At 69.0% G+C, this 26,432-nt stretch carries 28 protein-coding genes; 19 read left to right on the top strand and 9 right to left on the bottom strand.

Features of this window, described 5'->3' with window-relative positions; genetic code table 11:
- Nucleotides 1-120: 120 nt before the first annotated feature.
- From sodB to PSPA7_RS23505, 3 genes are all read right to left on the bottom strand, one after another.
- On the bottom strand, nucleotides 121-702 hold the full coding sequence (sodB, locus tag PSPA7_RS23515) for a superoxide dismutase [Fe] (protein ID WP_012077164.1): 582 nt from the start codon (nucleotides 700-702) through the stop codon (nucleotides 121-123).
- A gap of 345 nt (nucleotides 703-1,047) precedes the next feature.
- A complete protein-coding gene (locus PSPA7_RS23510; RefSeq protein WP_003153861.1) occupies nucleotides 1,048-1,650 on the bottom strand; it encodes a LysE/ArgO family amino acid transporter in 603 nt (200 codons plus the stop codon).
- A gap of 1 nt (nucleotide 1,651) precedes the next feature.
- Entirely contained in the window at nucleotides 1,652-2,053 is a 402-nt protein-coding gene (locus PSPA7_RS23505; protein WP_012077163.1) for an ACT domain-containing protein, read from the bottom strand.
- A gap of 95 nt (nucleotides 2,054-2,148) precedes the next feature.
- Between PSPA7_RS23505 and PSPA7_RS23500 the strand changes: the two genes are divergently transcribed.
- Nucleotides 2,149-3,051, top strand: coding sequence for a LysR family transcriptional regulator ArgP (locus PSPA7_RS23500; protein WP_074197299.1), 903 nt, complete (start codon nucleotides 2,149-2,151; stop codon nucleotides 3,049-3,051).
- Here the strand turns inward: PSPA7_RS23500 and PSPA7_RS23495 are convergent, their stop codons facing one another.
- Nucleotides 3,052-4,110: a saccharopine dehydrogenase family protein gene (locus PSPA7_RS23495; RefSeq protein WP_012077161.1), complete on the bottom strand. Its 1,059-nt coding sequence runs from the start codon at nucleotides 4,108-4,110 to the stop codon at nucleotides 3,052-3,054.
- Between the two features lie 184 nt (nucleotides 4,111-4,294).
- On the opposite strand from PSPA7_RS23495, the gene PSPA7_RS23490 reads away from it, so the two are divergent.
- The 5 genes from PSPA7_RS23490 to PSPA7_RS23470 all read left to right on the top strand — a co-directional run bounded on the left by PSPA7_RS23490 (nucleotide 4,295) and on the right by PSPA7_RS23470 (nucleotide 9,413).
- On the top strand, nucleotides 4,295-5,284 hold the full coding sequence (locus PSPA7_RS23490) for an NAD-dependent epimerase/dehydratase family protein (RefSeq protein ID WP_012077160.1): 990 nt from the start codon (nucleotides 4,295-4,297) through the stop codon (nucleotides 5,282-5,284).
- Between the two features lie 290 nt (nucleotides 5,285-5,574).
- Nucleotides 5,575-6,408: an ATPase gene (locus PSPA7_RS23485; protein WP_012077159.1), complete on the top strand. Its 834-nt coding sequence runs from the start codon at nucleotides 5,575-5,577 to the stop codon at nucleotides 6,406-6,408.
- A gap of 217 nt (nucleotides 6,409-6,625) precedes the next feature.
- On the top strand, nucleotides 6,626-6,853 hold the full coding sequence (feoA, locus tag PSPA7_RS23480) for a ferrous iron transporter A (RefSeq protein WP_003157276.1): 228 nt from the start codon (nucleotides 6,626-6,628) through the stop codon (nucleotides 6,851-6,853).
- 17 nt (nucleotides 6,854-6,870) lie between these two features.
- The gene (gene feoB, locus PSPA7_RS23475; RefSeq protein WP_012077158.1) at nucleotides 6,871-9,171 is read left to right on the top strand and encodes a Fe(2+) transporter permease subunit FeoB; all 2,301 of its coding nucleotides are present in this window, start codon (nucleotides 6,871-6,873) and stop codon (nucleotides 9,169-9,171) included.
- Nucleotides 9,171-9,413: a FeoC-like transcriptional regulator gene (locus PSPA7_RS23470; RefSeq protein WP_003157275.1), complete on the top strand. Its 243-nt coding sequence runs from the start codon at nucleotides 9,171-9,173 to the stop codon at nucleotides 9,411-9,413. The genes feoB and PSPA7_RS23470 overlap by 1 nt, the downstream gene beginning before the upstream one ends.
- 55 nt (nucleotides 9,414-9,468) lie before the next feature.
- On the opposite strand, the gene PSPA7_RS23465 is transcribed toward PSPA7_RS23470, so the two are convergent.
- Genes PSPA7_RS23465 through pyeR form a run of 3 tightly spaced genes read right to left on the bottom strand, consistent with a single transcriptional unit; the run spans nucleotide 9,469 to nucleotide 12,074 of the window.
- Complete coding sequence (locus PSPA7_RS23465) at nucleotides 9,469-10,521, bottom strand: alkene reductase (RefSeq protein ID WP_012077157.1); 1,053 nt, start codon at nucleotides 10,519-10,521, stop codon at nucleotides 9,469-9,471.
- A gap of 35 nt (nucleotides 10,522-10,556) precedes the next feature.
- Nucleotides 10,557-11,723 (bottom strand): MFS transporter, encoded by a 1,167-nt coding sequence (locus tag PSPA7_RS23460; RefSeq protein ID WP_012077156.1) that lies wholly within the window; start codon nucleotides 11,721-11,723, stop codon nucleotides 10,557-10,559.
- A gap of 48 nt (nucleotides 11,724-11,771) precedes the next feature.
- Nucleotides 11,772-12,074 carry an ArsR family transcriptional repressor PyeR gene (pyeR, locus tag PSPA7_RS23455; RefSeq protein ID WP_003093978.1) on the bottom strand — a complete coding sequence of 101 codons (303 nt, stop codon included), beginning with the start codon at nucleotides 12,072-12,074 and terminating at the stop codon, nucleotides 11,772-11,774.
- Nucleotides 12,075-12,226: 152 nt separating this feature from the next.
- Between pyeR and PSPA7_RS23450 the strand changes: the two genes are divergently transcribed.
- Together PSPA7_RS23450 and uspK are read left to right on the top strand one after the other, a co-directional pair.
- Complete coding sequence (locus PSPA7_RS23450; protein ID WP_003156404.1) at nucleotides 12,227-12,799, top strand: acyl carrier protein phosphodiesterase; 573 nt, start codon at nucleotides 12,227-12,229, stop codon at nucleotides 12,797-12,799.
- A gap of 150 nt (nucleotides 12,800-12,949) precedes the next feature.
- Nucleotides 12,950-13,810: a universal stress protein UspK gene (uspK, locus tag PSPA7_RS23445; protein ID WP_003156406.1), complete on the top strand. Its 861-nt coding sequence runs from the start codon at nucleotides 12,950-12,952 to the stop codon at nucleotides 13,808-13,810.
- Here uspK and olsA read toward each other — a convergent pair.
- Together olsA and olsB are read right to left on the bottom strand one after the other, a co-directional pair.
- Nucleotides 13,807-14,583: a lyso-ornithine lipid O-acyltransferase gene (gene olsA / locus PSPA7_RS23440; protein WP_012077155.1), complete on the bottom strand. Its 777-nt coding sequence runs from the start codon at nucleotides 14,581-14,583 to the stop codon at nucleotides 13,807-13,809. The two genes, uspK and olsA, sit on opposite strands and share 4 nt — an antisense overlap.
- A complete protein-coding gene (gene olsB, locus PSPA7_RS23435; RefSeq protein WP_012077154.1) occupies nucleotides 14,583-15,338 on the bottom strand; it encodes an L-ornithine N(alpha)-acyltransferase in 756 nt (251 codons plus the stop codon). Before olsB ends, olsA begins: the two co-directional genes overlap by 1 nt.
- A 200-nt stretch (nucleotides 15,339-15,538) precedes the next feature.
- Between olsB and PSPA7_RS23430 the strand changes: the two genes are divergently transcribed.
- The 11 genes from PSPA7_RS23430 (at nucleotide 15,539) to PSPA7_RS23380 (ending at nucleotide 26,338) form a co-directional block, all read left to right on the top strand.
- Nucleotides 15,539-16,435, top strand: coding sequence for an acyl-CoA dehydrogenase middle domain-containing protein (locus tag PSPA7_RS23430; protein WP_012077152.1), 897 nt, complete (start codon nucleotides 15,539-15,541; stop codon nucleotides 16,433-16,435).
- Nucleotides 16,436-16,516: 81 nt separating this feature from the next.
- A complete protein-coding gene (locus tag PSPA7_RS23425) occupies nucleotides 16,517-17,302 on the top strand; it encodes an oxygen-binding di-iron domain-containing protein (protein WP_012077151.1) in 786 nt (261 codons plus the stop codon).
- Nucleotides 17,303-17,370: 68 nt separating this feature from the next.
- Complete coding sequence (locus tag PSPA7_RS23420) at nucleotides 17,371-18,486, top strand: serine hydrolase domain-containing protein (RefSeq protein ID WP_012077150.1); 1,116 nt, start codon at nucleotides 17,371-17,373, stop codon at nucleotides 18,484-18,486.
- Nucleotides 18,483-18,818 (top strand): hypothetical protein, encoded by a 336-nt coding sequence (locus tag PSPA7_RS23415; RefSeq protein WP_012077149.1) that lies wholly within the window; start codon nucleotides 18,483-18,485, stop codon nucleotides 18,816-18,818. Before PSPA7_RS23420 ends, PSPA7_RS23415 begins: the two co-directional genes overlap by 4 nt.
- Nucleotides 18,819-18,878: 60 nt before the next feature.
- Entirely contained in the window at nucleotides 18,879-19,466 is a 588-nt protein-coding gene (locus PSPA7_RS23410) for a YceI family protein (protein ID WP_012077148.1), read from the top strand.
- A gap of 154 nt (nucleotides 19,467-19,620) precedes the next feature.
- The gene (locus PSPA7_RS23405) at nucleotides 19,621-20,838 is read left to right on the top strand and encodes a M20 aminoacylase family protein (protein WP_012077147.1); all 1,218 of its coding nucleotides are present in this window, start codon (nucleotides 19,621-19,623) and stop codon (nucleotides 20,836-20,838) included.
- Nucleotides 20,839-20,874: 36 nt separating this feature from the next.
- Nucleotides 20,875-22,194: a citrate-proton symporter gene (locus PSPA7_RS23400; RefSeq protein ID WP_003155455.1), complete on the top strand. Its 1,320-nt coding sequence runs from the start codon at nucleotides 20,875-20,877 to the stop codon at nucleotides 22,192-22,194.
- Complete coding sequence (locus PSPA7_RS23395; RefSeq protein WP_012077146.1) at nucleotides 22,195-23,685, top strand: amidase; 1,491 nt, start codon at nucleotides 22,195-22,197, stop codon at nucleotides 23,683-23,685.
- Between the two features lie 91 nt (nucleotides 23,686-23,776).
- On the top strand, nucleotides 23,777-24,547 hold the full coding sequence (locus PSPA7_RS23390) for an IclR family transcriptional regulator (protein WP_012077145.1): 771 nt from the start codon (nucleotides 23,777-23,779) through the stop codon (nucleotides 24,545-24,547).
- Between the two features lie 64 nt (nucleotides 24,548-24,611).
- Nucleotides 24,612-25,184 carry a YceI family protein gene (locus tag PSPA7_RS23385; RefSeq protein ID WP_003155453.1) on the top strand — a complete coding sequence of 191 codons (573 nt, stop codon included), beginning with the start codon at nucleotides 24,612-24,614 and terminating at the stop codon, nucleotides 25,182-25,184.
- Between the two features lie 74 nt (nucleotides 25,185-25,258).
- A complete protein-coding gene (locus PSPA7_RS23380; protein ID WP_074197302.1) occupies nucleotides 25,259-26,338 on the top strand; it encodes a phospholipase D-like domain-containing protein in 1,080 nt (359 codons plus the stop codon).
- The last annotated feature ends 94 nt before the right edge of the window (nucleotides 26,339-26,432 follow it).

The following is a 26,432-nucleotide window of genomic DNA, read 5'->3' as shown; positions in this document are numbered from 1 at the left end:
TCAAGAGGCTAACACGAGCGGAGGTCTACCAGTTCCTGAGGGTAGACGATGGCTCCTGGGCCACAGATTAAAACGAAAAAGCCCGGCGAATGCCGGGCTTTTTCGTGGTTCTGAACAGACTCAGGCAGCGAAGTTCTTCGCCACGAAGTCCCAGTTGACCAGGTTCCAGAACGCTTCGACGTACTTCGGACGCAGGTTGCGGTAGTCGATGTAGTACGCGTGTTCCCAAACGTCGCAGGTCAGCAGCGGGGTGTCGCCGCTGGTCAGCGGGTTGCCGGCGCCGATGGTGCTGGCCAGGGCCAGGGAGCCGTCGGCCTTCTTCACCAGCCAGCCCCAGCCGGAGCCGAAGGTGCCGACGGAAGTCTTGGTGAACTCTTCCTTGAACTTGTCGAAGGAGCCGAAGGCGGCGTTGATCGCGTCGGCCAGGGCACCGGTGGGCTGGCCACCGCCGTTGGGGCTCAGGCAGTTCCAGTAGAAGGTGTGGTTCCACACCTGGGCGGCGTTGTTGAAGATGCCGCCGGAGGAGGTCTTGACGATCTCTTCCAGGCTCTTGCCTTCGAACTCGGTGCCCGGGATCAGGTTGTTCAGGTTCACCACGTAGGTGTTGTGGTGCTTGTCGTGGTGGTATTCCAGGGTCTCGGCGGAAATGTGCGGCTCAAGGGCGTTCTTTTCGTAAGGCAGCGGCGGCAATTCGAAAGCCATGGTGTCTCTCCTATTCTTCCTCAGGTCAGGACTGGCGCGGCTAGCGCGCGACCGGTTCACGGGGCCGGTCCGATGCCTGTCCGGGAGCCCGTCCTGGATCCCCGGGGGGACGTTCGGCGGAGCGCTCCGGAAAGGGCGCCGGGTGCGACTCGGAGCCTAGGCTCCCAGTGCCGCGAACTCCGGATCATAGCACCCGTGTCGGGGCATATCCACGCAGCAACTGTAGGGGCAAAGGCCGATGGCAGCGCGCTGCGCCGGGCTTCGCAAGGCCACTCGGCGCACTGCCCACCTTCCTTCTGGACTGCGTGGCGGCGCCGGGGTTCGATCGCCTCGCCGGATTTCCGCTCAGTTGCGGAGGACCAGTTGGACGGCCATGCCCAGCATCATGGCGGCGACCATCAGGTCGAGCAGGCGCCAGGTGGCCGGGCGCGCGAGCCAGGGCGCCAGCCACGCAGCGCCGAGGGCGAGGGCGAAGAACCACATCAGCGAGGCGCTGGCCGCGCCAAGGGCGTAGGCGCCGGGAGCGGCCTGCTGGGCGCCGAGCGAACCGATCAGCAGGACGGTATCCAGATAGACGTGCGGGTTGAGCAGGGTCACCGCCAGCGCCGCCAGCAGCACCGCCCGGCGCGAGCGAGGGCCGGTTTCCGCGGCGTCGCCGAGGGCGTCCGGGCGCAGCGCGCGAAGCAGCGCCTTGAGCCCGTACCAGCTCAGGAAGGCCACCCCGCCCCAGCGGGCGATGGCCAGTAGTGTCGGGTTCTCCACCAGCAGCCTGGCCAGGCCGAACACGCCGAGGCTGACCAGTATCGCGTCGCAGAGCACGCAGAGAGCGGCTACCGCGAGGTGATGCTCGCGGCGCAGGCTCTGGGCGAGGACGAAGGCATTCTGCGCGCCGATGGCGATGATCAGGCCGGCGGCCACCAGGATCCCGTTGAAATAGCTCTGCCACATCTCAGTGCGCCTCCCTGGCCAGCTTCTGCAGGACGGCGAGGGCGCGCGGGCCGTCGTCGCGGGCGACGAACAGATGGTCGTGGAAATAGCCGGCCATCACGTTGCAACTGATCCCGGCTCCGGCCAGCGTCGTGGCGAAGGCGGCGGTCAGGCCCACCGCCGCCAGCGAGGAGTGCACCGTCAGGGTGATCCAGGCCGCCACGTATTCGTAGGGCAGGCCCAGGCGTTCGGCTTGCTGGCGTTCGAGCACCAGGGTCAGGCCCTCGCGCTCGCGGAAGCTGGCGATCGGCTCGGCGCCGTCCGGCAGCGCGCCATCGGCGCAGGTACAGAACACGTAGTCGCCGGGGTTGAGTTCGGGAGTGAGCGTGCGCAGCAGGGTACGCAGCGAGGTTTCGCCAGCCATGGTCGGTCCGCGGTGGATGATCGGGAAGTGCTGGCGAGTGTGATGGCGAACGGTTTATAAGGAAAACGAATCCTGCTGATCTCTCATTAGGAAAACTGATTTTGTTCGACTACAAGTTGCTCGCCGCGCTGGCCGCGGTCGTGGAGCAGGGCGGTTTCGAGCGCGCCGCGCAGGCGCTGGGGCTGTCGCAATCGGCGGTATCGCAGCGGATCAAGCTGCTCGAGGCGCGGGTCGGCCAGCCGGTCCTGGTGCGCGAGACGCCACCGCAACCCACCGATCTCGGCCGTCGCCTGCTCAACCATGTGCAGCAGGTACGCCTGTTGGAGGGCGACCTGCAGCGCTGGGTGCCGAACCTGGATGAAGGCGGTGCCCCGGAACGCCTGCGCATCGCTCTCAACGCCGATAGCCTGGCGACCTGGTGGGCCGCCGCGGTGGGCGACTTCTGCGCCGAGCGAGGGGTGCTGCTGGACCTGGTTGTGGAGGACCAGGAAGTCGGGCTCAAGCGCATGCGCGCGGGCGAGGTGGCCGGCTGCGTCTGCGGCAGCGCGCGTCCGGTGGCCGGCGCGCGTTCGCTGCTGCTCGGCGCCATGCGCTACCGCGGGCTGGCCAGCCCGGCGTTCGTCGCCCGGCACTTTCCCCAGGGCGTCGAAGCGGCCGCCCTGGCCAGGGTGCCGGCGATCGTGTTCGGTCCGGACGACCTGCTGCAACACCGCTTCCTCAAGGACCTTGGCGTCGAGGGCGGTTTCATCCACCACCTCTGCCCGTCCTCGGAAGGTTTCGTCCGCCTCACCGCCGGCGGTCTCGGCTGGGGTCTGGTGCCGGAGCGCCAGGTGCAAGGCGAGCTGGCGCGCGGCGAACTGGTCGAGCTGCTGCCCGGCCAGGTCATCGACGTGCCGCTGTACTGGCACTACTGGCGCAATGGCGGTGAACTGCTCGCCTCGCTCACCGAGCACCTGCTCGCCCGTGCCGGCGACGGTCTGGTGCGGGTGGCCGGCTGATCAACCGATGACGGCGATCCGGCCGGAACCGGGCAGCGCCTCGACGCAGCGCGCGCCGAGCAGCTGCGAGGGCGTGAAGTAGCCGCCGGGGCCCTGGTAGCCGAGCAGGTGGCGTACCGCCAGGAGCACGCCGTGCACGGTCAGGTCGTAGACGTTGGCGGTTTCCAGGCGCGCCGTGCGGCGTTCGCCGCGGGCATTGCGCGCCTCGCCCCAGACCCAGGTGCGCAGGCGTTCGCGGGCCGCCTGGTCGGGGCCGGCGATGCGCTTGTCGACCTGACCCTTGAGCCAGTCCTGGACCCGTTCGCGACCGAGCAGCGGCCGCAGCGGGTCGACCAGGCGCATGCCCAGGGCCAGCAGCGGCGGCGCCGGCAGGTAGACTTCGATGTCCGGGATGCCGGTGCTGTAGTAGGCGGTGGCGACGTCGCCCCAGGGAATGGTCACGGCGTGCCGCAGGCCGCGGCCGAAATCGATGTCGCGGCGCCTGTAGCCCAGCGGCACGTCGCGCAGGCGTCCGTTCTCGCGGACCTTGCCGCCGAGCTTGAGGCCTTCGACGCTGGTCTTGGCGGTTCCGGTCGAGAGTCCGCTGCCGGTGTCGAAGCCCAGCGCCAGTCGCTGCGCGTCCGGCAAGGCCTCCTTCAGGCAGGCGGCCAGGCAGTCGGTGGGGATCACGTCGAAACCTACCCCGGGGCAGACCACGATGCCCGCCTCGCGCGCCTCGGCGTCGCCGGCATGGGCCTGCTCGAACACCGCGATCTCGCCGGTGATGTCCACGTAATGGCTGCCGGCGGCGCGGCAGGCGGCGATCATCGGCGCGCTGGTGGCGGAGAACGGACCTGCGCAGTGGGCTACCACCTGCACGTCGCTCAACGCTTCGCGGCAGCCGTGCGGATTGCCCAGGTCGAAGACCCGGCCCTCCAGCCCGAGCTGGCTGCCGAGCGCGTGCAGGGCGGCCGGATTGCGCCCGCCGAGCAGCGGCGTCAGGCCCTCGCGCCGCGCCTGTTCGGCGACCAGCCGGCCGGTGTAGCCGTTGGCGCCGTAGATCATCCAGTGACTGGCCATGCTGCGTCTCCCGCGAACTGGTGGCATTCAGGTTAGCCCTTGTAGCGCGCCATGCCTGTCCTGTCGCCCAACGCAAGTCGTGCCGGCGGCCCGCAGGGTCGTTGTTCTGGCATGCTGTGCCAGTGGTTTCGCGACGTCGGATTGCTAGAGTCGCGGCACAAGAAGAACAGCGGGAGTACTCGGGATGCGGATACTGGTAACGGGGGCGACGGGCTTCATCGGCGGGCGTTTCGCCCGCTTCGCCCTAGAGCAGGGCTTGTCGGTGCGGGTCAGCGGACGTCGCCAGGAGGCGGTGCAGCACCTGGTGGCGCGGGGCGCCGAGTTCGTTCCCGGCGACCTGGCCGAGCCGGCGCTGGTCGAGCGCCTCTGCGAGGGTGTCGAGGCGGTGGTGCACTGTGCCGGCGCGGTGGGTGTGTGGGGGCCGCGCGAGCGGTTCCAGGCGGCCAACGTCGGCCTCGCCGAGAGCGTGGTCGAGGCCTGCCTGAAGCAGAAGGTGCGGCGCCTCGTGCATCTGTCGTCGCCGTCGATCTACTTCGACGGGCGTGACCACCTGAACCTCGGTGAAGACTATGTCCCGCGGCGCTTTTCCGATCACTACGGGGCGACCAAGTACCAGGCCGAGCAACTGGTGCTCAGTGCCCGCGACCTCGGCCTCGAGGTGCTGGCCCTGCGTCCGCGCTTCGTGGTCGGCGCTGGCGACACCAGCATCTTCCCAAGGTTGATCCAGGCCCATCGCAAGGGCCGCCTGCGGATCCTCGGCAACGGTCTGAACCGGGTCGACTTCACCAGCGTGCACAACCTCAACGATGCCCTGTTCAGTTGCCTGCTGGCCGGCGAGCCGGCGCTGGGCAGGGTCTACAACATCAGCAACGGCCAGCCGGTGCCGTTCTGGGACGCGGTCAACTACGTCATGCGCCAGCTCGGCCTGCCGCCAGTCACCGGGCATCTGCCGTATGCCATGGGTTACGGCCTGGCGGCGCTCAACGAGGGCGTCTGCCGGATTCTCCCGGGGCGCCCGGAGCCGGCGCTGTTCCGCCTGGGCATGGCGGTGATGGCGAAGAATTTCACCCTGGACATCAACCGCGCCCGCGAATACCTCGACTACGATCCGCGGGTCAGTCTGTGGACGGCGCTCGACGAGTTCTGCGCCTGGTGGCGCGCCCAGGAACTCTGATCAGCCGCGCAGCGGGCCGGCGTAATGCCGGCTCGGCGCGGGTGCGGACAGCCGCGACGGTTCCACCGATGGCGGCGCGACGCGCGGGAACCGGCCGCGTCCGGCGGCGGTCTGTGTCGGGCCAGGCTCGCGCCGTGATGGTGCGTGCGGCTCCGCGATGGAGCGCCCCGGTCTCGACGAACTTCCTTCGCGCGGACGCTGAAGGGGTGGGGCCGAATCGATATAATGCGTCATTCGGCCCTCTCTCCAGGCCTCCGGCAGGATGCCGTTCCCCTTCACAGGTTTTCACCATGCGTAACGATTCTTTCGACGAACTCGACGATGTGCCCAGCCTGACCACCGATGCCGCCGACCGCGAAGAGTTCGGCCACCACCCGCGGCACGTCTACGAACCGGAACAGCGTCGGGTGGTAGATACCAAGGCGCGCCGCCCGGCTTCCACCGGCCCGCTCTGGGCCCTGCTCGGGGCGATGCTGATCGCCCTCGCCGGAGTGGCCTGGTGGAGTCACCAGCAGCTCAGCCTGATGGAGCAGCAACTGGTCGCGACCCAGGAAAGCTTCGTGCGGATCAGCGAGGAAGCCGCCGGGCGCCTCGACGACATCCGCGGCAAGGTGGTCGCCAGCGAGTCCAGCGTCACCAGCGAGCGCGAGGCGCTGCGCCTGCAGGTCAAGCAACTGCAGGAGAAACTCGGCAGCCAGGAACGCCAGCAGGCCGATGTGAGCAACCAGTTCGGCGGCCAGGGCAAGCGCCTCGACCAGTTGGCCAGCGACCTCAAGGCCCAGCAGGAAAGCGCCGCGCAACTGGTCGCGCAGCTCGACGGCAAGCTGCAGGCGCTGGCCACCGAGCAGGAGAAGCTGAAGGCGCTGCAGGCCGAGCTGGGCAAGACCAACGAGCAGCTCAAGAGCCTCGGTGGCGACGTCGCGGCGCTGAAGAAACAGGGCAATCCCAGCCAGGCCATCAAGGGCATCCAGGACGACCTGCTGGTGCTGCGCAGCCAGCTCGACAATCGTCCCCAGGGTGGCAATACCGCCGAGTTCGACGCCTTCCGCACCCAGGTGATGCGTAACATCAATACCCTCCAGGCCCAGGTGCAGAACCTGCAACAGCAGCTCAACAGCCGCTGAATCCGCTGTGTCGCCAGTTGCTCCGTTGCCCGGGGCGCTGGCGGCGACAGATTGCCGCGCCGCGCGGAAATCCCTCCATCCATTGCTCTGGATCAGCGAATCCGCTGTCCATCCGCTCCGATACTGCGCCCTTAAGCGAGCCTTAAGTGAGAGTCGTTTAGATTCTCGATCAGCGGCCAGGGAGGCCACCGTTCCTCCCTACTGCCTGGAATCCGCCATGAGCGCACTGCAACCTTCCCGTACCTATCGCATCACCGGGTATTCACCGGCCATCGGCAACGGCTATCGCCAGCGCCTGTTCTCCATGGGCCTGCTGCCCGGCGCCGCGCTGCGCGTGGTGCGCATCGCCCCGCTGGGCGACCCGATCCAGGTCGAGACCCGCCAGACCAGCCTGGCGCTGCGGCGCAAGGACCTCGCCCTGCTGACCCTCGTCCCGCTCGACTGATCCCGCCCGGAGTCCCCATGACCGCGCTGACCCTCGGCCTGATCGGCAACCCCAACTCCGGCAAGACCACCCTGTTCAACCAGCTCACCGGCTCGCGCCAGCGGGTCGGCAACTGGGCCGGCGTCACCGTCGAGCGCAAGGAGGGCGCGTTCCACACCGCCCGCCACGCGGTGCGCCTGGTCGACCTGCCGGGTACCTATTCGCTGACCAGCGTGTCCGCCCAGGCCTCGCTGGACGAACAGATCGCGTGTCGCTACATCGCCAGTGGCGAAGTGGACGTGCTGGTCAACGTGGTGGACGCGGCGAACCTGGAGCGCAATCTCTACCTCACGGTGCAACTACGGGAGATGGGCATCCCCTGCATCGTCGCGCTGAACATGCTGGACATCGCCCGCAGCCAGCGGATCCGCATCGACATCGACGAACTCGCGCGGCGCCTCGGTTGCCCGGTGGTGCCGCTGGTGTCCACCCGCGCCGATGGCATCGACGAGCTGAAGGCGGCCATCGACGACCTGCAGGTTCCGCAGGCGGCGCTGGCGGTGGATTACCCGGCGACCATCGAGGCGCAGGTAGGCTACCTGCTGGAAACGCGCACTCCGGCGGCCTCGGCCATCGAACCGCGCTGGCTGGCGTTGCAGGCGCTGGAAGGTGACATCTTCAACGGCCCGGCGCTGGGCTTGCCGCCCGCTACCCTGGAACAGGCGCGCCAGGCCTGCGGCGAGGAGCCCGAGCTGGCTATCGTCGATGCGCGCTACCGGCTGATCGGCGAGATCTGCGCGGCGGTCTGCGACCACCAGCAGGCGCAGCCGCACCTGCTGACCCAGTGGCTCGACCGGATCGTCCTGAATCGCTGGCTGGGCCTGCCGATCTTCCTGCTGGTGATGTACCTGATGTTCTTCTTCGCCATCAACATCGGTGGGGCGCTGCAGCCGATCTTCGACAAGGGTTCGGCGGCGATCTTCATCGATGGCATCCAGTGGCTGGGCATCCGCTTCGGCCTGCCCGACTGGCTCACGGTGTTTCTCGCCCAGGGCATCGGCGGCGGGGTCAACACGGTGCTGCCGCTGGTGCCGCAGATCGGCCTGATGTACCTGTTCCTCTCGCTGCTCGAGGACTCCGGCTACATGGCCCGCGCGGCCTTCGTCATGGACCGCCTGATGCAGGCGCTGGGACTGCCGGGCAAGTCGTTCGTGCCGCTGATCGTCGGTTTCGGCTGCAACGTGCCGTCGATCATGGGCGCGCGCACCCTGGACGCGCAGCGCGAGCGGCTGATCACCATCATGATGGCGCCGTTCATGTCCTGCGGCGCGCGCCTGGCGATCTTCGCCGTGTTCGCCGGGGCCTTCTTCGGCCAGGGCGGCGCGCTGGTGATCTTCTCCCTGTACCTGCTCGGCATCGTCGTGGCGATCCTCACCGGGCTGCTGCTCAAGCACACCCTGATGCGCGGCGAGGCCTCGCCCTTCGTCATGGAGCTGCCGCTGTACCATGTGCCGCACCTGAAGAGCCTGCTGCTGCAGACCTGGTCGCGCCTGCGCGGCTTCGTGGTGCGGGCCGGCAAGGTGATCATCCTGGTCAGCCTGGTGATCGGCGGGCTGAACAGCATCACCCTCGACGGCAAGCCGGTGCGGGGCGACATCGGCCATTCCGCGCTGGCCAGCGTCAGCCAGCGTCTCACTCCGCTGCTGGCGCCGCTCGGGGTGCAGCCGGACAACTGGCAGGCCACCGTCGGCCTGGTCACCGGGGCGATGGCCAAGGAAGTGGTGGTGGGCACCCTGAACACCCTCTATACCGCCGAGCAGATCCAGGGCGAGGCCTTCGACTACGAAGGCTACGACCTGCCCGGACAGCTGCGCGACGCCCTGACCGAAACCTGGGACGGCCTGATCGATACCTTCAGCCTCAGCGTGCTGGCCAACCCGGTGGAGGCGAGCATGGCCGACGGCGACATGGCGGCCGGCTCGATGGGCACCATGGCGAGCAAGTTCGGCAGCCCCATCGCGGCCTACAGCTACCTGGTCTTCGTCCTGCTCTACGTGCCCTGCGTGACCGCCATGGGCGCGATCGCCCGGGAAAGCAGCAAGGGCTGGATGGCTTTCTCGGTGCTCTGGGGGCTGAACGTCGCCTACTCGCTGGCGACCCTCTGCTACCAGGTCGCCACCTTCGCCGCGCACCCCGAGCGTAGCGTCCTGACCATCGCCGTGGTGCTGGTCTTCAACCTGATCCTGATGACCTGCCTGCGTCTGTTCGGCCGCGAGCAGGTACTGCAACTGCCAGGCCGAATGGTCGATGCCCCGGGCGGGCAGGGAGGATGTCACTGATGGCGACACTCATGCAGATCCGCGCCGCCCTGGAAGACGGCCAGGCGCGCGGGCTGAAACAGCTCAGCCGCCAGGTGGACGCGCCGCCGGCGCTGGTGGAGGCGATCCTGGAGCGGCTGATCGCTCTCGGCAAGGTCGAGCGGGTGGCTGCGCAAGGCTCGGGCGGTTGCGGCGGTGGCTGCAAGGGCTGCGCCCAGCGCGATCCTTGCGCGGAGCCGGAGCCGCGGTTCCGTCGCCGCTAGATGCGAAAAAAGCCCGCCACGGCAAGCGTGACGGGCTTTTTCCTGGGTGGTGCGATCAGTCCAGGGTCGGGTAGTCCAGGTAGCCTTCGGTGCCACCGGTGTAGAAGGTCTCCGGGCGCGGCGGGTTCAGCTCGGCGCCGTTGCGCAGGCGCTTGACCAGGTCCGGGTTGGCGATGAAGGGAATACCGAAGGCCACCGCATCGGCGTCGCCCCTGGCCAGGATGGCGTTGGCGCTGTCGCGGGTGAATTTCTCGTTGGCGATGTAGGGACCGCCGAAGGCTTCCTTCAGGGCCACGCCGATGCTGTCGTCGGCCTGCGCTTCGCGGGCGCAGATGAAGGCGATGCCGCGCTTGCCCAGCTCGCGGGCGACATGGCTGAAGGTTTCCAGGCGGTTGGAATCGCCCATGTCGTGGGAGTCGGCACGCGGCGCCAGGTGTACGCCGACGCGCTGGGCGCCCCATACGGAGATCGCCGCGTCGGTGACTTCCAGCAGCAGGCGTGCGCGGTTCTCGATGGAGCCGCCGTAGCGGTCGGTGCGCTGGTTGGTGCTGTCCTGGAGGAACTGGTCGAGCAGGTAGCCGTTGGCGCCGTGGATCTCCACGCCGTCGAAGCCGGCGGCCTTGGCCCGTTCGGCGCCCTGGCGGTAGGCCTCGACGATGTCGGCGATCTCCTCGGTGTCCAGCGCGCGCGGGGTGACGAAGGGACGCTTCGGACGCACCAGGCTGACATGCCCCTCGGCGGCGATGGCGCTCGGCGCCACTGGCAGCTCGCCGTTCAGGTAGAGCGGGTCGGAAATCCGCCCGACGTGCCAGAGTTGCAGGAAGATGCGCCCGCCGGCGGCGTGCACCGCCTTGGTCACGTTGCTCCAGCCACGGACCTGGTCATCGGACCAGATGCCGGGGGTGTCGGGATAGCCTACGCCCATCGGCGTGACCGCGGTGGCCTCGCTGAGGATCAGGCCGGCCTCGGCGCGCTGGGCGTAGTACTCGGCCATCAGGGCGTTGGGCACGCGGCCTTCATCGGCGCGGCAGCGGGTCAGCGGCGCCATGACGATGCGGTTGGGCAGCTCGAGGTCGCCGAGCACGATGGGATCGAACAGAGTAGCCATGGAACATCCTCCACTAGGGAATAGACGGACAGGGATCAATCGAGGACCGGCTGCGCCTGGGCGCGGCCGTTTCCGGAAAAGCCGATGAGGGTGGCCAGCAGCGCCAGCGCGGCCAGCGCGGCGGCGGCCAGCGGCACGCGGGTCAGGCCCAGGCCGTGGTCGATGACGCTGCCGCCGACCCAGGCGCCGAGTGCGTTGCCGACGTTGAAGGCGCCGATGTTCAGGGTCGCCACCAGGTTCGGCGCGGCATGCCCGACGCGCACCACGTTGACCTGCAGCGCGGGCACCGCGGCGAAGGCGGCGGCGGCCCAGAAGAACAGGGTGATTTCCGCCGGCAGCACGGCCTGGCTGGTCCAGCTGAACAGCGCCGAGACCAGCGCCATGGCGGCGAACACCGCGGCCATGGTGGTGCCCAGGCGCCAGTCGGCGAGGCGGCCGCCGATCACGTTGCCGACGGTCAGGCCGACGCCGATCAGCAGCAGGGTCCAGGTCACGCCGCGCGGGCTGACCCCGGTGACTTCGCCGAGCAGCGGCGCGACGTAAGTGAACAGGGCGAACATCGAGGCGGCGAACAGCACGGTGGTGCCCAGGGCCAGCCACAGCGACGGGTTCTTCAGCGCGGACATTTCCTGGCGCAGGTCGACCTTCTCTTCCTCGCGGTCGTTCGGCAGCACCCTGGCCAGGCCGACGAAGGCAACCACGCCGATCAGGGTCACCACCCAGAAGGTCGCGCGCCAGCCGGCTTCCTGGCCGAGCGCGGTGCCCAGCGGTACGCCGAGCACGTTGGCCAGGGTCAGGCCGGTGAACATCAGGGCCACGGCGGAGGCGCGGCGGTTCGGCGCCACCAGGCCAGCGGCGACCACCGAGCCGATGCCGAAGAAGGCGCCATGGCAGAGCGCGGTGACGATCCGCGCCAGCATCAGCAGGCCGTAGTTGGCGGCCACCGCACAGAGCAGGTTGCCGACGATGAAGATGCCCATCAGCGCCAGCAGCGCTTTCTTGCGCTCCAGGCGGGCGGTGGCCATGGCCATCAGCGGGGCGCCGAAGGCCACGGCGAAGGCGTAGCCGCTGATCAGCCAGCCGGCGCTGGGAATGGAGACCCGCAGGTCGCCGGCGACCTGCGGCAGCAGGCCCATGATGACGAATTCGGTGGTACCGATGGCAAAGGCGGACAAAGCGAGGACGAGAAGGGACGCCGGCATCGGTCGAGCTCCTGGACAGCGAAGTAGTGGGGTGGAAGCGAGTGCTGCTTACAACTCGTCGCCGAGTTGGTCGAGGAAGGCCTGGATGGTCTCCTCGTTGCGCTTGAAGAAGTTCCACTGGCCGACCCGGCGGCTGGTCACCAGGCCGGCGCGTTGCAGGGTGGCCAGGTGCACCGACACGGTGGACTGGGAGAGACCGGTACGCTGGTCGAACTTGCCGGCGCAGACGCCGATCTCGAACGGATGGTCCTGTTCGACGAAGTACTTCTCCGGCTCCTTCAGCCAGCGCAGCATGTCGCGTCGCACCGGGTGGGAGAGAGCCTTGATGATTTCGTCGATGTCCAGTGGCATGGCGGTGGTCCGTTGGCCGTTCATATCGGGTTGGAACGAACTATATATCGACGCGGGACGATATTGGGATCGATTGCGACGATAGTCGCTATCGACAGGGCTGATGACGATGATCGAAACGACCGTTCCGTCCCTGGGGTAAGCTAGCCCGCATGAACTACCTCGCGCACCTCCACCTCGGCGGCCCGCAGCCGGCCCAACTGCTCGGCAGCCTGTACGGCGACTTCGTCAAGGGCCGCCTGCAGGGACAATGGCCGGACGAGATCGAGCGGGCCATCCAGCTGCACCGGCGCATCGACGCCTTCACCGACAGCCACCCGCTGGTGCATGCGGCCAAGCGGCGCTTCCCGGCGGAGCGACGGCGTTTCGCCGGTGTCCTGCTGGACGTGTTCTTCGACCACTGCCTGGCGCGCGACTGGAGCGACTACGCCGACGAACCGCTGCCGCAGTTCGTCGAGCGGGTCTACGGCACCCTGCGCACCGCCTCGCCGCTGCCGGAGCGCCTGGCGCGCATCGCGCCGCGGATGGCGGCCCAGGACTGGCTGGGCAGCTACCGCGAGTTCGAGGTCTTGCGCGAAGTGCTGGGCGGCATGTCGCGGAGGCTGTCGCGACCGCACCTGCTGGACGGCTCCTGGGAAGAACTGGCCCAGCGCTACGACGTCCTGAGCGCGGATTTCCGCGCCTTCTACCCGCAGCTCCAGGCCTTCGCCCTGAGCCAGCGCTGACCCCTGGCGCAGCGGCCATTGGCCCGGTCGGCGGAATCACCTGTCAATTGTTTCAGGCCGAAGCATCCGCTTGATGCATATCAACCGGCAACGGTCGCGTCGATCGTTCAATGAGGCCGACGTTCAACGCTCTGCCAATGGAGGTGGAAGATGAAACGAATCCTGGTGGCGACCGACCTGTCCACGCGTTCCGAGCTGGCGGTCATGCGCGCCGCGGCACTGGCCAAGGCGAGGAATGCCGAGCTGACCGTGCTGAATGTGCTCGACGACGACCAGCCACCGGTGCTGATCGCGCCACAGCGGCTGGCCATCGCCAACCTGCTGGAGGTCAATGGGCAGGCCCTGAAGGAACGCCTCGGGGTCGACTCCAGGGCGATCGTGCGGGTCGGCGACCCGGTGGTGGTGATCAACGCGGTGGCCGAGGAACTCGGCGCCGACCTGCTGGTGATGGGGGCGCACCGGCACACGCCGCTGCGCGACCTGTTCATCGGCACCACCCTGGAGCGGGTGGTACGCAATGCGAAGATCCCGGTGTTGCGCGCGGCCGGTGCGCCGGAAGAGGAGTACCGCCGGGTGCTGCTGGCGCTGGACTTCTCGCCGACCTCCACGCGCGCGGTGCAGATGGCCGGCCAGCTCGGCTTCCTCGACGCCGCCAGCCTTACCGCGTTGCATGCCTTCGAGCCGTTCGCCAAGGGCATGATGCGTTATTCGGGGATCAAGGAAGACCGCGTCGAGCATTACGTCGACCAGGAGGAGCTCAAGGCCAACGTCGAGCTGCGCGATTACGTCGCCGGGCTGGGGCTGGGCCGCGAGGATATCCAGCTGCGCGTAGGCGAAGGCTTGCCGATCAACGTGATCATGACCGAGGTGCGGCGCCAGGCCCCGCAGTTGACGGTGCTCGGCACCCAGGGCCTGACCGGCTTCCGCCGCGCGCTGATCGGCAGCGTGGCCGAGGCGGCCCTCGGCGACCTGCCATGCGACGTGCTGGCGGTGCCGCCCAAGCGCGACTAGGCGGCGCGCCGGGTTTCCGCAGGGACGGCAGTGCCGAACAGCGCCAGGCGCACCGCCTGCTGGGCCTGGCGGGCCAGTTCGGCGCGGTCCAGGCCCTGGCTGGGGATAGGTTCCAGCAGCTGGATGTGCACGCTGCCGCGCTCGCCGCGCAGCAGGCGGCCGAGGTGGCTGAGCAGGTCGTCGTCGCCGATGAACGGCGCCAGCGCATCGGGTACGCCATCGCGGCGGTAGCTGATCGCCACCGGCTGCACCGCCACGCCGGCCTCCAGGGCGCTGGCCATCAGGCGTCCGTGGAAGGTGCGCAGGCTCTCGCCGTTGGTGGTGGTGCCTTCCGGGAAGATCAGCAGATTGCGCCCGCGGTGCAACTGTTCGGCCAGTCGCTGGTTGATCAGCCGGCTGTCGCCCGCGCCGCGGCGGATGAACAGGGTTCCGGCCTTTTCCGCCAGCCAGCCGGCCAGCGGCCAGGCGCGAACCTCGGCCTTGGACAGGAAGGTCAGCGGCGCCAGGGCGCCGAGCAGGGGAATATCGGTCCAGGACACATGGTTGGCGACCCACAGCATCGGTTGCCGTGGCGCTTCGCCGCTGACCCGGATATCGAACGGCAGCGCCGCGCACAGGCGCGCCAGCCACCAGCGGGTCAGGCGCTGGCGCAGCGGCGTGACGTCGGTCCCGGGGAGCCGCTCGCGCAGGCTGACACAGCTCGCCAGGCCCAATCCGAGCGCGACCAGCCCGAGCAGGCGGGCGCTGCGCAGCAGCAGGCGCAGCCGCGCCATCAGACCGCCGCCTTGAAGTGGCGGGCGTAGCGTGGGCAGAGTTCGTCGCGCTTGAGCAGGATGAATACGTCGGCGACCTGGAAGTCCGGGTCCCAGCAGGGCTCGCCGCAGATCTTCGCGCCCAGGCGCATGTAGGCCTTGAGCAGCGGCGGCAGTTCGGCGGTGAGGTTTTCCGGGACGTCCAGCGGCGGCAGCGGGTTCTTCGGCTCGGCCTGCAGGTAATCGGTGCACAGGTAGCGTTCGCGCAGCCGCTGCATCACCGCCTTGGCCTGGACCCCGCCGTCGCGCATGGGAATGCTGGCGCAGCCCATCAGGTAGCGGTAGCCGCCCTCGTTGAGGACCTCGGCGAGTTCGCCCCAGAGTACCGCGATGGTAGCGCCGTTGCGGTATTCGGCGGCGACGCAGGTGCGGCCGATCTCCAGCACCGGGCCGTGCAGGGCGTCGAGCCCGGAGAGGTGGAATTCCTCTTCGCTGTAGAAGCGCCCGAGGCGCTCGGCGGCGCGATGGTCGAGGAGCCGGGTAGTGGCCACCAGGGCGCCGCTGTCGAGGTCACGGACGCCGATGTGCGCGCAGTGGCGGTCGTAGTCGTCGCGGTCGAGACCGTCTTCGGCGCCTTCGAGCTTGGCGTCGAACTCGGCGCTGAATACGCGGTAACGCAAGGCCTGGGCCTCGCGCAGGGCGCGGGCACCGTTCAGGCGCTCGGCCTTGAGGCGGCGTCCGGCGACGGGTTCGCGGGGAATGGCGGTCTGGGTCATGCCTGGGCCTCCTTGGGCCGGCGCCGCGGGTTGCGGCCGCTCGGCTTTGTTGTGCAAGCTCAGGCTAGGAAGGCGCGGTGTCACCCCTGTGACAGGGGCGTGATGCTTGTATGACATTGTCGCCGGATGTAACGCGCCGTTGTTCCACCCCGGCAGCCTCGGCAGGATGCCGGTTTCGACATCTTCGATTGGAGTCCGCCATGTCCTGGCAACCCTTGCTCGGCCCGCTCGACCGCCTGCCCACCGAAGGTTCCCTGGAGGACTGGCACGCCGCCGTCCTGGCGCGCGCCGACGGCCTCGGCAGCCTGGAGCGCGCGGTGCTCGGCGGACGATTGGCCGCGAGTCCGGGCCTGGCCTTCCTCGCCGGCTACCAGGCGGCCCTGCGCGCGCTCTGGCCGGCGGCGCCGGAAGGCCTCGGCGCGCTGTGCGTCACCGAGAAGCGCAGCGTGCGCCCGGCAGACCTGCAGACCCGCCTGGAGGGGCTGGTCCTGCATGGGCAAAAGGATTTCGTCACCGCTGGCGACAGTGCTGCCTGGTGGCTGGTGGCCGCCCGCGACGAAGCGCCGGGGCAGCCGCCGCGACTGTCGATGACGGTGGTCCTGGCCGGCGCGCCGGGGGCGCGCCTGGAGGCGTTCCCGGCGCTGCCGCTGATGCCGGACGTGCCGCATTCCCGCCTGGTGCTCGACGGCGCCCATTGCGAGCGCCTGCCCGGCGATGGCTGGGACGACTACGTCAAGCCGTTCCGTCTGCTGGAAGACGTCCACGTGCTGGCCGCGCTCGGCGCCTGGCTTTACGGCGTCGGCCACGAGTGCGGCTGGCCGACGCCGCTGCTGCTGCGCCTGGCCGGGGTCCTCGGTGGTTGCGCCGAAGTGGCGCGACACCCGGTCGCCTGCGTCGGTACCCAGGCGGTGCTGGCCGGGCTGTTCGAACAGTTCAGGGCGCTCGAAGCCGACCTCGACGCCGCCTTCGCCGCCAACGCCTCGGCCTGGGAGGCGCTGTGGCAGCGCGACCGCGGCCTGCTGGCGATTGCCAACGGGGCCCGCAAAGTTCGCCTGGAAAAGGCCTTGACCACCCTCGGGCTTGACCCAGGTCAGTGAGGCGCCGCGCCGCAGGCGCTTACCCTGCGCAGCATCCGGCGAGGCATGCCTCGCGCCTGCACAGAGTAGATTCCACCGACCATGCGACGCGAACCGATCGTGCTGTTCGACAACGGCAGCCACCAGTGCCTGTGTTTCGATGACCTCGTCAGCGGCGAAGGCGTCCAGTCCAACCAGTTCCTCATCGTCGACAACGGCCAGTACCTGCTGCTCGACCCGGGCGGCGACCTGACCTATACGCCGCTCTCGCTGGAGCTGTCGAAGCGCTTCCCGCTGCAGGAACTGGACTACATCTTCGCTTCGCACCAGGACCCGGACATCATCGCCGCCCTCGACAAATGGCTGCTGCACACCCGCGCGCGAGTGATCTGCTCCAAGCTCTGGGCACGCTTCCTGCCGCACCTGACGGCCAACTACCTGGCGGTCAGCCATGGCATCAACACCTACGACCGGGTCATCCCGTTGCCCGACCGCGGCCAGGCGATTTCCCTCGGCGACTGTTCGCTGAAGGCGATTCCCGCGCATTTCCTGCACTCGGTGGGCAACTTCCAGCTCTACGATCCGGTGAGCAGGATTCTCTTCTCCGGCGACATGGGCGCCTCGCTGGTGGACGACGCCTCGCCGGTGACCGACTTCGCCGCGCACATCCAGTACATGGACGGCTTCCATCGCCGCTACATGGCGGCGAACAAGATCTGCCGCCTGTGGGCGCGGATGGTCCGGGACATGGATGTGGAGATGATCGTGCCGCAACACGGCCGCCCCTTCGTCGGCAAGGAAATGATCAGCGCCTTCCTCTACTGGATCGAGAACCTGGAGTGCGGCATCGACCTGCTCGGTCCCGACGACTACCGCATGCCCGGCTGAACCCGCGCTTCCGGCTGTCATCGAGGCCGTGCTAGGGTGGCCCCTCGACTGTCGAGAGGGCCCCGCCGATGCCCGCTTTGCCGTTGTTCCGCGGCGCCCTCGCCGCGCTGCTCCTGACGTGTTCCCTTGCCGCTCTCGGTGAAGACTGGCCCGACGCCGACTGGCCGCGCGCGCCGCAGCCCACCGGGCCGGCGCTGGAGGCGTTCGAGCGCTATGCCTTTCCCCGTCGTGACGATGTCCGTCGCAAGGGCGTTCGCACCGATGCGGTGGTGGTGGTCCGCGACGGCCGCCTGGTCTACGAGCGCTATGCCGGGCCGAGCCGCGCCGAGACGCCGCACCTGACCTGGTCGGTGAGCAAGAGCCTGCTCGCCACGCTGCTCGGCATCGCCCAGGGTGAGCGGCGCTTCCAGCTCGACGATCCGGTCGCCGGCTACTACCCGCCGTTCGCCCGCCATCCCGAGGTGACGCTGCGTCACCTGCTGAACTGGTCCTCCGGGCTGGACTGGCAGGAGGACTACGAGTTCGCGCCGCTGAAATCCTCGGTGGTGGCGATGCTCTATACCCGCGGCCGCGACGACATGGCCGGGTTCGTCGCCAGCACACCGGCGGCACGCCAGCCGGGCCGGCGCTTCCGCTACTCCAGCGGCGACAGCAACGTGCTGGCGGCGGCCCTGCACGGCATGCTCGGCGCGGAATACGCCGACTATCCCTGGCGCGCGCTGTTCGAGCCGCTGGGGATTCGTTCGGCGGTCTGGGAGCGGGATGCCGCCGGCACATTCGTCGGTTCGTCCTATGCCTACCTGAGCGCCCGCGACCTGGCCCGCGTCGGCCTGCTGATGCAGCGCCACGGGCGCTGGCGCGAGCGCCAGCTGCTGCCGCTGTCCTGGATCGAATTCAACCTGACGCCTTTCGCCCGCTACCGGCCGAGTCCGGAAGAGGCCGGCGAGGCGGTGCCCGGCGGGCACTGGTGGCTGAACCGCGCGGTGAAAGGCGCGCCGCCGCCCTGGCCGGACATCCCGGAGACCGCTTTCGCCGCGCTCGGTCACTGGGGCCAGGCGCTCTACGTCCTGCCCGAGCAGAAGCTGGTGATCGTGCGCTACGCCGACGACCGCGACGGACGCTACGACGACAACCGCTTCCTCGGCCTGGCCAGGGCGGCGTTCGCCGGGGACACACCGCCATGATCCGACGCCACCCCTGGCTCGCGCTGTTCCTCCTGCTACTGCTCGCGGCGCTGGCCTGGGCCTGGCAGAACCGCGTCCACCTGGCGGCCTTTCCCGCCATCATCGGCGCCTACACGGCCAAGGAGTACTGTTCCTGTCGCTACGTGATGGGGAACTCTGCGGACTATTGCCGGGCCTATACCCAACAGTACGTGCCGATCAGCGGCTTCTTCGACGACGAAGCCCGCCGCCGGGTGACCGCCCGCGGCCTCGGCAGTACGCAGACGGCCGCCTGGCTGGGCCCGCGCGAAGGATGCCGGCTGCTGGCCGAGGCGGACAGGCTGCCGGACTGACCGGCGGCGCATGTCGGGGCGCGGTGCGAGGGATGGCGCCGGCCCGCAGCCGGAGGTGGAATGCCTGTCGTATTGTGTGTGCTGCTGCTGTTCAGCCCGTTGCTGTCGGCGGCGGAATGGCAGCTGGAACCGGATTATTCGCGAATCAGCTTCGTCTCCGTGAAGCGCGCGAAGATGGCCGAGGTGCAGCGCTTCGACCGTCTCAGCGGGCAGATCGACAAGCAGGGCGTGGCGCGCATCGTGGTACCGCTGGGCACCCTGGACAGCGGCCTGGCCCTGCGCGACGAGCGGATGAAGGACAACTTCTTCGAGACCTCGCGCTTCCCCCAGGCCACCGTGGAGAGCCGCCTGGACATGGCCGGCTTCGACGACCTGCGGGTTGGCCAGTCGCGGGTCGAGAAGCTCGACTTCACCCTCGACCTGCACGGCCAGCAGCGTCGCCTCAAGGCCGACGTGCTGGTCACCCGCCAGGGCGAGGGGCTGGTCCAGGTGGCCACCCTGGAGCCGGTGCTGCTCAAGCTGCTCGACTTCAACCTCGAGGAAAAGCTCAAGCCGCTGAAGGACATGGCCAATATCCCTTCGATCACTCCCGAGGTGCCGGTCTTCGCCGTGCTCAACTTCCGCGAAGTGCCGCCGGAACAGCTCTGAAGGCCGGCGCGGGCGTCGGGTTCCACCCAGTGGAACCGCCTTTCGTTGTCCTCCGCCGCGTGCCGCGCTTAGCTGTTGCCAAGCCCGGGCGGCCTTGCGTCCCGGGGCTCCCGCCAACAAGACCGGAGCGCTATCCGGCCAGAGGAGAGACGGCATGGCTCGACATCGACACATCGTGGCCTGGCTCGAGGAGGTCGGCGACGATCTGCGCAGCCTGCGCCAGGACATCCACGCCCATCCCGAACTGGGTTTCGAGGAGCGGCGCACCGCCGCGCTGGTCGCCGACCGCCTGCGCGAGTGGGGCTACGAGGTACACGAAGGGATCGGCCGCACCGGCGTGGTCGGGGTCCTGCGCCAGGGCGACAGTCCGCGCCGGATCGGGCTGCGGGCGGACATGGACGCGCTGCCCATCGTCGAGGCCACCGGGCTCGGCTACAGCAGTTGCCACGGCGGGCGGATGCATGCCTGCGGCCACGACGGGCACACCGCGATGCTGCTTGGCGCGGCGCGCTACCTGGCGGCGACCCGGCGTTTCGACGGCACCCTGGTGCTGATCTTCCAGCCCGCCGAGGAAGGCCAGGGCGGTGCCGAGGCGATGCTCGCCGATGGTCTGCTGGAGCGCTTCCCCTGCGACGCGCTGTTCGGCATGCACAACATGCCGGGGCTGGAGGCCGGCCACCTGGGCTTCCGCGCCGGGCCGATGATGGCGTCCCAGGATCTGCTGACGGTCACCGTCGAAGGCGTCGGCGGCCACGGCTCGATGCCGCACCTGAGCGTCGACCCGCTGCTCGCCGCGTCCGGCGTGGTGATGGCCTTGCAGAGCGTGGTGGCGCGCAACATCGACCCGCAGAAGGCCGCGGTGGTCACCGTCGGCGCGCTGCAGGCCGGCGAAGCGGCCAACGTGATTCCCCAGCGCGCCTTGCTGCGCCTGAGCCTACGGGCGCTCGACGGGCAGGTGCGCGAGCAGGTCCTGCAACGGGTCCGCGCGATCATCGAGCAGCAGGCCGCCAGCTACGGCTGCCAGGCCAGCATCGAGCACTATCCGGCCTACCCGGTGCTGGTCAACAGCGCCGAGGAAACCGAGTTCGCCCGCCAGGTCGGGGTCGAGCTGCTCGGCGCGGACCAGGTCGACGGCGCTACGCCGAAGCTGATGGGCAGCGAGGATTTCGCCTGGATGCTGCAACGCTGCCCCGGCAGCTACCTGTTCATCGGTAATGGCGCCGGGGGACCGATGGTGCATAACCCGGGCTATGACTTCAACGACGACATCCTGGTCCTGGGCGCCGCCTACTGGGGCGCGCTCGCCGAGACCTGGCTGGACGCTTCCGCGGCCGCCGGCGTCGGCACCGCCGCCAGCCTCGGTGCGGCCTGAACCGCGCCGGCCTTTCCCAGTTACCAGGAGACTCCCATGCACGCTTGCCCGAGCGGTACCTCGCGTACCCGCCAGGTGGCGGCTGCCGTGATCGGCAACGCCCTGGAATGGTACGACTTCATCGTCTACGGCTTTCTCTCCAGCCTGATCGCCAGGCTGTTCTTTCCCTCCGGCGACGATTACACCTCGCTGCTGATGGCCCTGGCGACCTTCGGCGTCGGCTTCTTCATGCGCCCGGCCGGTGGCGTGCTGCTCGGCCTGTATGCCGATCGCAAGGGGCGAAAGGCGGCGATGCAACTGATCATCCTGCTGATGACCCTGTCCATCGCGCTGATCGCCCTCGCCCCGACCCACGCGGCCATCGGCCTGGGCGCGCCGCTGCTGATCGTCATCGCGCGGATGCTGCAGGGCTTCGCCACCGGTGGCGAGTTCGCCAGCGCCACGGCGTTCCTGGTGGAAAGCGCGCCGCCGCATCGGCGTGGCCTCTACGGTTCCTGGCAGTTGTTCGGGCAGTGCCTGGCGGTATTCACCGGTGCCGGCATGGGCGCGCTGGTCACCCATTGCCTGAGTGCGGCGGCGCTGGAAAGCTGGGGCTGGCGGCTGCCGTTCCTGGTCGGCCTGCTGATCGGCCCGGTGGGGTTCTGGATCCGCCGCTACATGAGCGAGACCGAAGCCTTCCTCGAGGCCCGCCAGGCGCCCGGCGAGCGCCTGGGCCTGCTCGGCGTGCTGCGCCGGCACCGGCGCGGCGTGCTGGTGAGCATGGGCCTGACGGTGATCGGCACGGTGTCTTTCTACGTGGTGCTGGTGAACATGCCGACCTTTGCCCACAAGCAACTGGGCCTGGCGCTGGACCAGGTATTCATGGTGCAGATGGCGGCGGTGGCGCTGATGACGCTGGTGATCCCGCTGGCCGGCGGATTGTCCGACCGGGTCGGCCGGCGGCCGGTGCTGCTGGTCTCGACCCTGGCCTTCATGCTGATGGTCTACCCGTTGTTCGCCTGGGTCGCCGCCGCGCCCAGCCTGGAGCGCCTGCTGCTGATGCAACTGCTGTTGTGCACGGCGATCGGCGGTTTCTACGGCCCGGCGCCGACCGCGGTGGCCGAGCAGTTCCCGGTGCGGGTCCGCTCCACCGGCCTGGCGGTGGGGTATAACCTGGCGGTGATGCTGTTCGGCGGCTTCGCCCCGTTCATCGTCACCTGGCTGAGCGAGGCCGCTGGCTCGCCGGTGGCACCGGCGTTCTACGTGCTCGGCGCGGCCTTCCTCGGCCTGCTTGCCACCCTGTACCTGCGAGAGGGCGCCACGCCCGCTCCGCGCGCCCCCCAACCGGTCCTGGGCAAGCCGGCAAGGAGTCTGTGAATGAGCGCTACCGGCCATCGACGCGACAACCATGAGGAGATCGTCGCGCTGGACGCGTTGCCGTTGTCCGCGGCGATCCGCCGACGCGAGCTGTCCTGTCGCGAGGTCATGCGGGCCTACCTGGCGCAGATCGAGCGGTTCAACCCACGGGTCAACGCCATCGTCTCGTTGCGACCGGAAAGCCTGCTGCTGGCCCAGGCCGACGAGCGCGACCGGCAACTGGCGCGCGGCGAATGGCTTGGCTGGATGCACGGCATGCCTCAGGCGGTCAAGGACCTCGCCGCCACCGCCGGCATCCCCACCACCCTGGGCTCGCCGCTGTTCGCCGGACAGGTGCCGGCGCACGACGCGATCATCGTCGAACGCGCCAGGCGCAGCGGGGCGATCGTCATCGGCAAGACCAACGTGCCGGAGTTCGGCCTCGGCTCGCAGACCTACAACCGTGTCTTCGGTACCACTCGCAACGCCTACGATCCGTCGCGGACCGCCGGCGGCAGCAGCGGCGGGGCAGCGGTGGCGCTGGCGCTGCGCATGTTGCCGGTGGCCGACGGCAGCGACATGATGGGCTCGCTGCGCAATCCGGCGGCCTACAACAACATCTACGGCTTCCGGCCGTCCCAGGGCCGGGTGCCGCACGGACCGCAGCCGGAGCTGTTCGTCCAGCAACTGGCCACCGAAGGGCCGATGGGCCGCAGCGTCGCCGATGTCGCCCGGCTGTTGGCCACCCAGGCCGGCTACGACCCGCGCTGCCCGTTGTCGCTGCGTGACGATCCGGGCGTTTTCGCCAGCGACCTGGAGCGCGATTTCCACGGCGCCCGGCTCGGCTGGCTCGGCGACTACGCCGGCTACCTGCCGACGGAGGAGGGCGTGCTGGCGCTCTGCGACGCCGCGCTGGGCGATTTCGCCGAACTGGGTTGCGAGGTCGAGGCGTGCCTGCCGGACTATTCGCTGGAACGTCTGTGGTGCAGCTGGCTGGTCCATCGCCAGTGGCTGGTGCAGGGCAGCCTCGGCGAGCTCTACGCCGACCCTGTGCGTCGCGCCCGGCTCAAGCCGGAGGCGCAGTGGGAGGTGGAGTCCGGGCTCGGCTTGACGGCTGCCGAGGTGTATCGCGCGGCGCTGGATCGCAGCGACTGGTACCGCGCCCTGGCGCGCCTGTTCGAACGTTACGATTTCCTCTTGCTGCCCACCGCCCAAGTGTTTCCTTTCGATGCAGAGATACCCTGGCCGCGGCAGGTCGGCGGGCGGCCGATGGACACCTATCATCGCTGGATGGAGGTAGTGATCGGTGCGACCCTGGCCGGCCTGCCGGCGATCAGCGTACCGATCGGTTTCGGTGCGGCGGGCTTGCCGATGGGGCTGCAGATCATCGGCCCGGCGCAGGCCGACCTGGCGGTGCTGCAACTGGCCCGGGCCCACGAGAAACTGACCGGCTGGGTCGGCCGGCGCCCGCCTGCGATGCTGGAGGTGGCGGGAGCGGCCTGGCTTCGGTAGGCACGCTGGCTGTGCTTGCAGACTTCTCCTACAAGGCCTGGGCTTGCATATTGCTTTGCCATCACGGTCTGTCGACGGTGGAGGTGTCGTCATGCCGGAAAAAGAAGAAGCGGGAACCGTCCGTTCGGTGGAGCGGGCGCTGGCGCTCCTCGACCTGCTTGGCCAGCACCGCGCGCTGGGCCTGGAGGAACTGCACTATCTGAGCGGGCTGCCCAAGGCCACGGTGTCGCGGCTGTTGCATACCCTGCTGGAACAGGGCTGGCTGTACCGCGCGTTGACCGACCGGCGCTACCGCCTGCGTTCCAACCGCCTGTACGGCGACGCCGCCGAGCGTTTCCGCTGCCAGGTGGTGGAGCGTTCCGCGCCGCTGCTGGTGGAACTGAGCGAGCGTACCGGGCTGGTCGCCGATCTGTCGATCCTCGACGGCGACCACTTGCTGGTGGCGGAAAGCTCGGTGCCGGGTGCCCTGCGTAAACGCTACCCGGCCAACCGGCTGGTGGTCGGCCAGCATGCCAGCCTGTTCCACTCGGCGATGGGCAAGGCTTGCCTGGGCGAACTGGAAGACAGCGAGGTACGCCGCCTGGCGCGCCACCACCAGGTGGACGAGGACCTCTGGCTGCGCACCCGCGAACAGGCCCATGGCCAGGGTTACGGCGAACGCACCGAGGGGCACTGGGAATACCCGGTGCGCCTGCCGTTCCTGATTCGCGCGGTGGCCCTGCCGGTGCGCGTCCAGGGCCGCCTGCTGGGCAGCGTGGCGCTGCACTGGCCGTGCGACCAGGATTGCGTCGAGCGGGTTCGCCGGCGGCACCTGGGAACCCTGGCCGAGACCATCAGTCAGTTGCAGCACGCGCTGGACTGAGGCGGGGGTTTGCCTGCTCCCCGGCGCCCGGTTTAAGGTGGCGCCGGACGCATAGGGAGCCCGCATGCACAAGTTGATCTGCCTCGGCCTGGCCCTGCTGGCCTTGCCGGTCCAGGCCGCCTGGTACCTGGACTACGAGTCGTCGCGACTCAGCTTCATCTCCACCAAGAACGCCACCCTTTCCGAAGTCGGCCGCTTCCTGGTCATGCATGGCAAGGTCGATGACAAGGGCCAGGCGCGCCTGCGCGTCGAACTGGACTCGGTGAGCAGCGGGATCCCGCTGCGCGACGAGCGCATCCGCGAGCATCTGTTCGAGACCAAGCGCTTCGCCGAAGCGGAGATCACCGCGCAGCTCGACCTGGGTCCGATCGTCGACCTGGCCAGCGGCGTACAGCTGGAGATGAGCCAGCCGCTGACCGTGAGCCTGCACGGCAGGCAGAAGCGCTACTCCAGCGACCTGCTGGTGACCCGCCTGGACGAGCATCGCTTCCAGGTGGTCACCCTGTCGCCGCTGGTGCTGGAAGCCGCCGACTTCGACCTTGCGCCGGGTATCGAGACCCTGCGCAAGCTGGCCGGCGCCAGCAGCATCGGGCTCACGGTGCCGGTCGGCGCCGTGCTGATCTTCACGTCGCGGTGAGCGGCCCGGTCTTCCCCTGGCGCAGCGACAACCGCTTCGCCCTGCTCAACGATGGCGCGCGGTTCTTTCCGCGCATGCTTCTGGCCATCGAGACGGCGCAGCGGAGCATCGAGCTGGAGTTGTATCTGGTGGAGGACGGGCATTGCGCCGAACTGTTTCTTCTGGCCCTGCTCGATGCCCGCCGCCGGGGCGTCGCCGTGCGTTGCCTGTTCGACGGCTTCGGCTGCCTAGGCCTGGGCAGCGCCTGGGGCCAGCGCCTGCGCGAGGCCGGTGGCGAACTGCGGCTGTACAACCCGCTGCGCTGGAAGCTGACCGGCGGCAATCTCTACCGCGACCATCGCAAGCTGCTGCTGGTGGACGGGCGCATCGGCTATGTCGGCGGCGCCGGGATCACCGACGAATTCTGGGATCCGGTCAGTGACGTCAGCGCCTGGCGCGAAGTGATGGTGGAGATGGACGGCCCGGTGGTGGCGGACTGGGCCGCGCTGTTCGAGCGGCAATGGCAGGCCTGCCTGGAGGACAAGGCCTGGAAGCCCCGCGACGGCATGACGCTCACCCGCCTGCCGCCGCAACCGGGGGCAGAGCAGGGGCTGGGCCGGGTGGCCTACGCCGATGCTCGCCAGCATCGCGACATCCTGCAGTCGCTGGTCCGCGCGCTGAACGGTTCGCGGCGGCGCATCTGGCTGGCGACACCGTACTTCCTGCCGACCTGGAAGGTCCGCCGGGCCCTGCGCAAGGCCGCCCAGCGTGGCGTGGAAGTGCGCCTGCTGCTCGCCGGGCGGCTCACCGACCACGCCCCTGTACGCTATGCCGGACAACGTTATTACCCGCGCCTGCTGCGCGCCGGCGTGCAGATCCATGAATACCGACCGCGCTTCCTGCACCTGAAGATGGTCATGGTCGACGACTGGGTCAGCGTCGGCTCCTGCAACTTCGACCATTGGAATCTACGCTTCAACCTCGACGCCAATCTCGAGGCCCTCGACCCGGACTTCACCAACCAGGCGGCGGCGAGCCTGCTGGCGGACTTCGCCGACAGCCGCGAGGTGACCCTGGAGATGTGGCGCGCGCGGCCGCTGTGGATGCGTCTGCACCAGCGCTTGTGGGGGTGGCTGGACCGGGTGGTGGTGAATTTCCTCGACCGTCGTCGCTAGGGTGCCGGCCGTTCGTACCCGCTGGCCGCCCCGGTGAAACTTGCCGGGGAGCCTGCGGGTCTACCCCGGACCGCCCATTACAATGACAAAGGAG

Origin of the sequence: Pseudomonas paraeruginosa PA7 (genome assembly GCF_000017205.1) — a bacterium.
Lineage (GTDB): Bacteria > Pseudomonadota > Gammaproteobacteria > Pseudomonadales > Pseudomonadaceae > Pseudomonas > Pseudomonas paraeruginosa.
This window is presented reverse-complemented; position numbering and strand designations above follow the sequence as displayed.

Excerpts from the sequence above, each read along its gene's own strand:
- sodB (WP_012077164.1), bottom strand. The coding sequence starts at position 702 with ATGGCTTTCGAATTGCCGCCGCTGCCTTACGAAAAGAACGCCCTTGAG.
- PSPA7_RS23510 (WP_003153861.1), bottom strand. The coding sequence starts at position 1,650 with ATGTGGCAGAGCTATTTCAACGGGATCCTGGTGGCCGCCGGCCTGATC.
- PSPA7_RS23505 (WP_012077163.1), bottom strand. The coding sequence starts at position 2,053 with ATGGCTGGCGAAACCTCGCTGCGTACCCTGCTGCGCACGCTCACTCCC.
- PSPA7_RS23495 (WP_012077161.1), bottom strand. The coding sequence starts at position 4,110 with ATGGCCAGTCACTGGATGATCTACGGCGCCAACGGCTACACCGGCCGG.
- PSPA7_RS23490 (WP_012077160.1), top strand. The coding sequence starts at position 4,295 with ATGCGGATACTGGTAACGGGGGCGACGGGCTTCATCGGCGGGCGTTTC.
- PSPA7_RS23485 (WP_012077159.1), top strand. The coding sequence starts at position 5,575 with ATGCGTAACGATTCTTTCGACGAACTCGACGATGTGCCCAGCCTGACC.
- feoA (WP_003157276.1), top strand. The coding sequence starts at position 6,626 with ATGAGCGCACTGCAACCTTCCCGTACCTATCGCATCACCGGGTATTCA.
- feoB (WP_012077158.1), top strand. The coding sequence starts at position 6,871 with ATGACCGCGCTGACCCTCGGCCTGATCGGCAACCCCAACTCCGGCAAG.
- PSPA7_RS23470 (WP_003157275.1), top strand. The coding sequence starts at position 9,171 with ATGGCGACACTCATGCAGATCCGCGCCGCCCTGGAAGACGGCCAGGCG.
- PSPA7_RS23465 (WP_012077157.1), bottom strand. The coding sequence starts at position 10,521 with ATGGCTACTCTGTTCGATCCCATCGTGCTCGGCGACCTCGAGCTGCCC.
- PSPA7_RS23460 (WP_012077156.1), bottom strand. The coding sequence starts at position 11,723 with ATGCCGGCGTCCCTTCTCGTCCTCGCTTTGTCCGCCTTTGCCATCGGT.
- pyeR (WP_003093978.1), bottom strand. The coding sequence starts at position 12,074 with ATGCCACTGGACATCGACGAAATCATCAAGGCTCTCTCCCACCCGGTG.
- PSPA7_RS23450 (WP_003156404.1), top strand. The coding sequence starts at position 12,227 with ATGAACTACCTCGCGCACCTCCACCTCGGCGGCCCGCAGCCGGCCCAA.
- uspK (WP_003156406.1), top strand. The coding sequence starts at position 12,950 with ATGAAACGAATCCTGGTGGCGACCGACCTGTCCACGCGTTCCGAGCTG.
- olsA (WP_012077155.1), bottom strand. The coding sequence starts at position 14,583 with ATGGCGCGGCTGCGCCTGCTGCTGCGCAGCGCCCGCCTGCTCGGGCTG.
- olsB (WP_012077154.1), bottom strand. The coding sequence starts at position 15,338 with ATGACCCAGACCGCCATTCCCCGCGAACCCGTCGCCGGACGCCGCCTC.
- PSPA7_RS23430 (WP_012077152.1), top strand. The coding sequence starts at position 15,539 with ATGTCCTGGCAACCCTTGCTCGGCCCGCTCGACCGCCTGCCCACCGAA.
- PSPA7_RS23425 (WP_012077151.1), top strand. The coding sequence starts at position 16,517 with ATGCGACGCGAACCGATCGTGCTGTTCGACAACGGCAGCCACCAGTGC.
- PSPA7_RS23420 (WP_012077150.1), top strand. The coding sequence starts at position 17,371 with ATGCCCGCTTTGCCGTTGTTCCGCGGCGCCCTCGCCGCGCTGCTCCTG.
- PSPA7_RS23415 (WP_012077149.1), top strand. The coding sequence starts at position 18,483 with ATGATCCGACGCCACCCCTGGCTCGCGCTGTTCCTCCTGCTACTGCTC.
- PSPA7_RS23410 (WP_012077148.1), top strand. The coding sequence starts at position 18,879 with ATGCCTGTCGTATTGTGTGTGCTGCTGCTGTTCAGCCCGTTGCTGTCG.
- PSPA7_RS23405 (WP_012077147.1), top strand. The coding sequence starts at position 19,621 with ATGGCTCGACATCGACACATCGTGGCCTGGCTCGAGGAGGTCGGCGAC.
- PSPA7_RS23400 (WP_003155455.1), top strand. The coding sequence starts at position 20,875 with ATGCACGCTTGCCCGAGCGGTACCTCGCGTACCCGCCAGGTGGCGGCT.
- PSPA7_RS23395 (WP_012077146.1), top strand. The coding sequence starts at position 22,195 with ATGAGCGCTACCGGCCATCGACGCGACAACCATGAGGAGATCGTCGCG.
- PSPA7_RS23390 (WP_012077145.1), top strand. The coding sequence starts at position 23,777 with ATGCCGGAAAAAGAAGAAGCGGGAACCGTCCGTTCGGTGGAGCGGGCG.
- PSPA7_RS23385 (WP_003155453.1), top strand. The coding sequence starts at position 24,612 with ATGCACAAGTTGATCTGCCTCGGCCTGGCCCTGCTGGCCTTGCCGGTC.
- PSPA7_RS23380 (WP_074197302.1), top strand. The coding sequence starts at position 25,259 with ATGCTTCTGGCCATCGAGACGGCGCAGCGGAGCATCGAGCTGGAGTTG.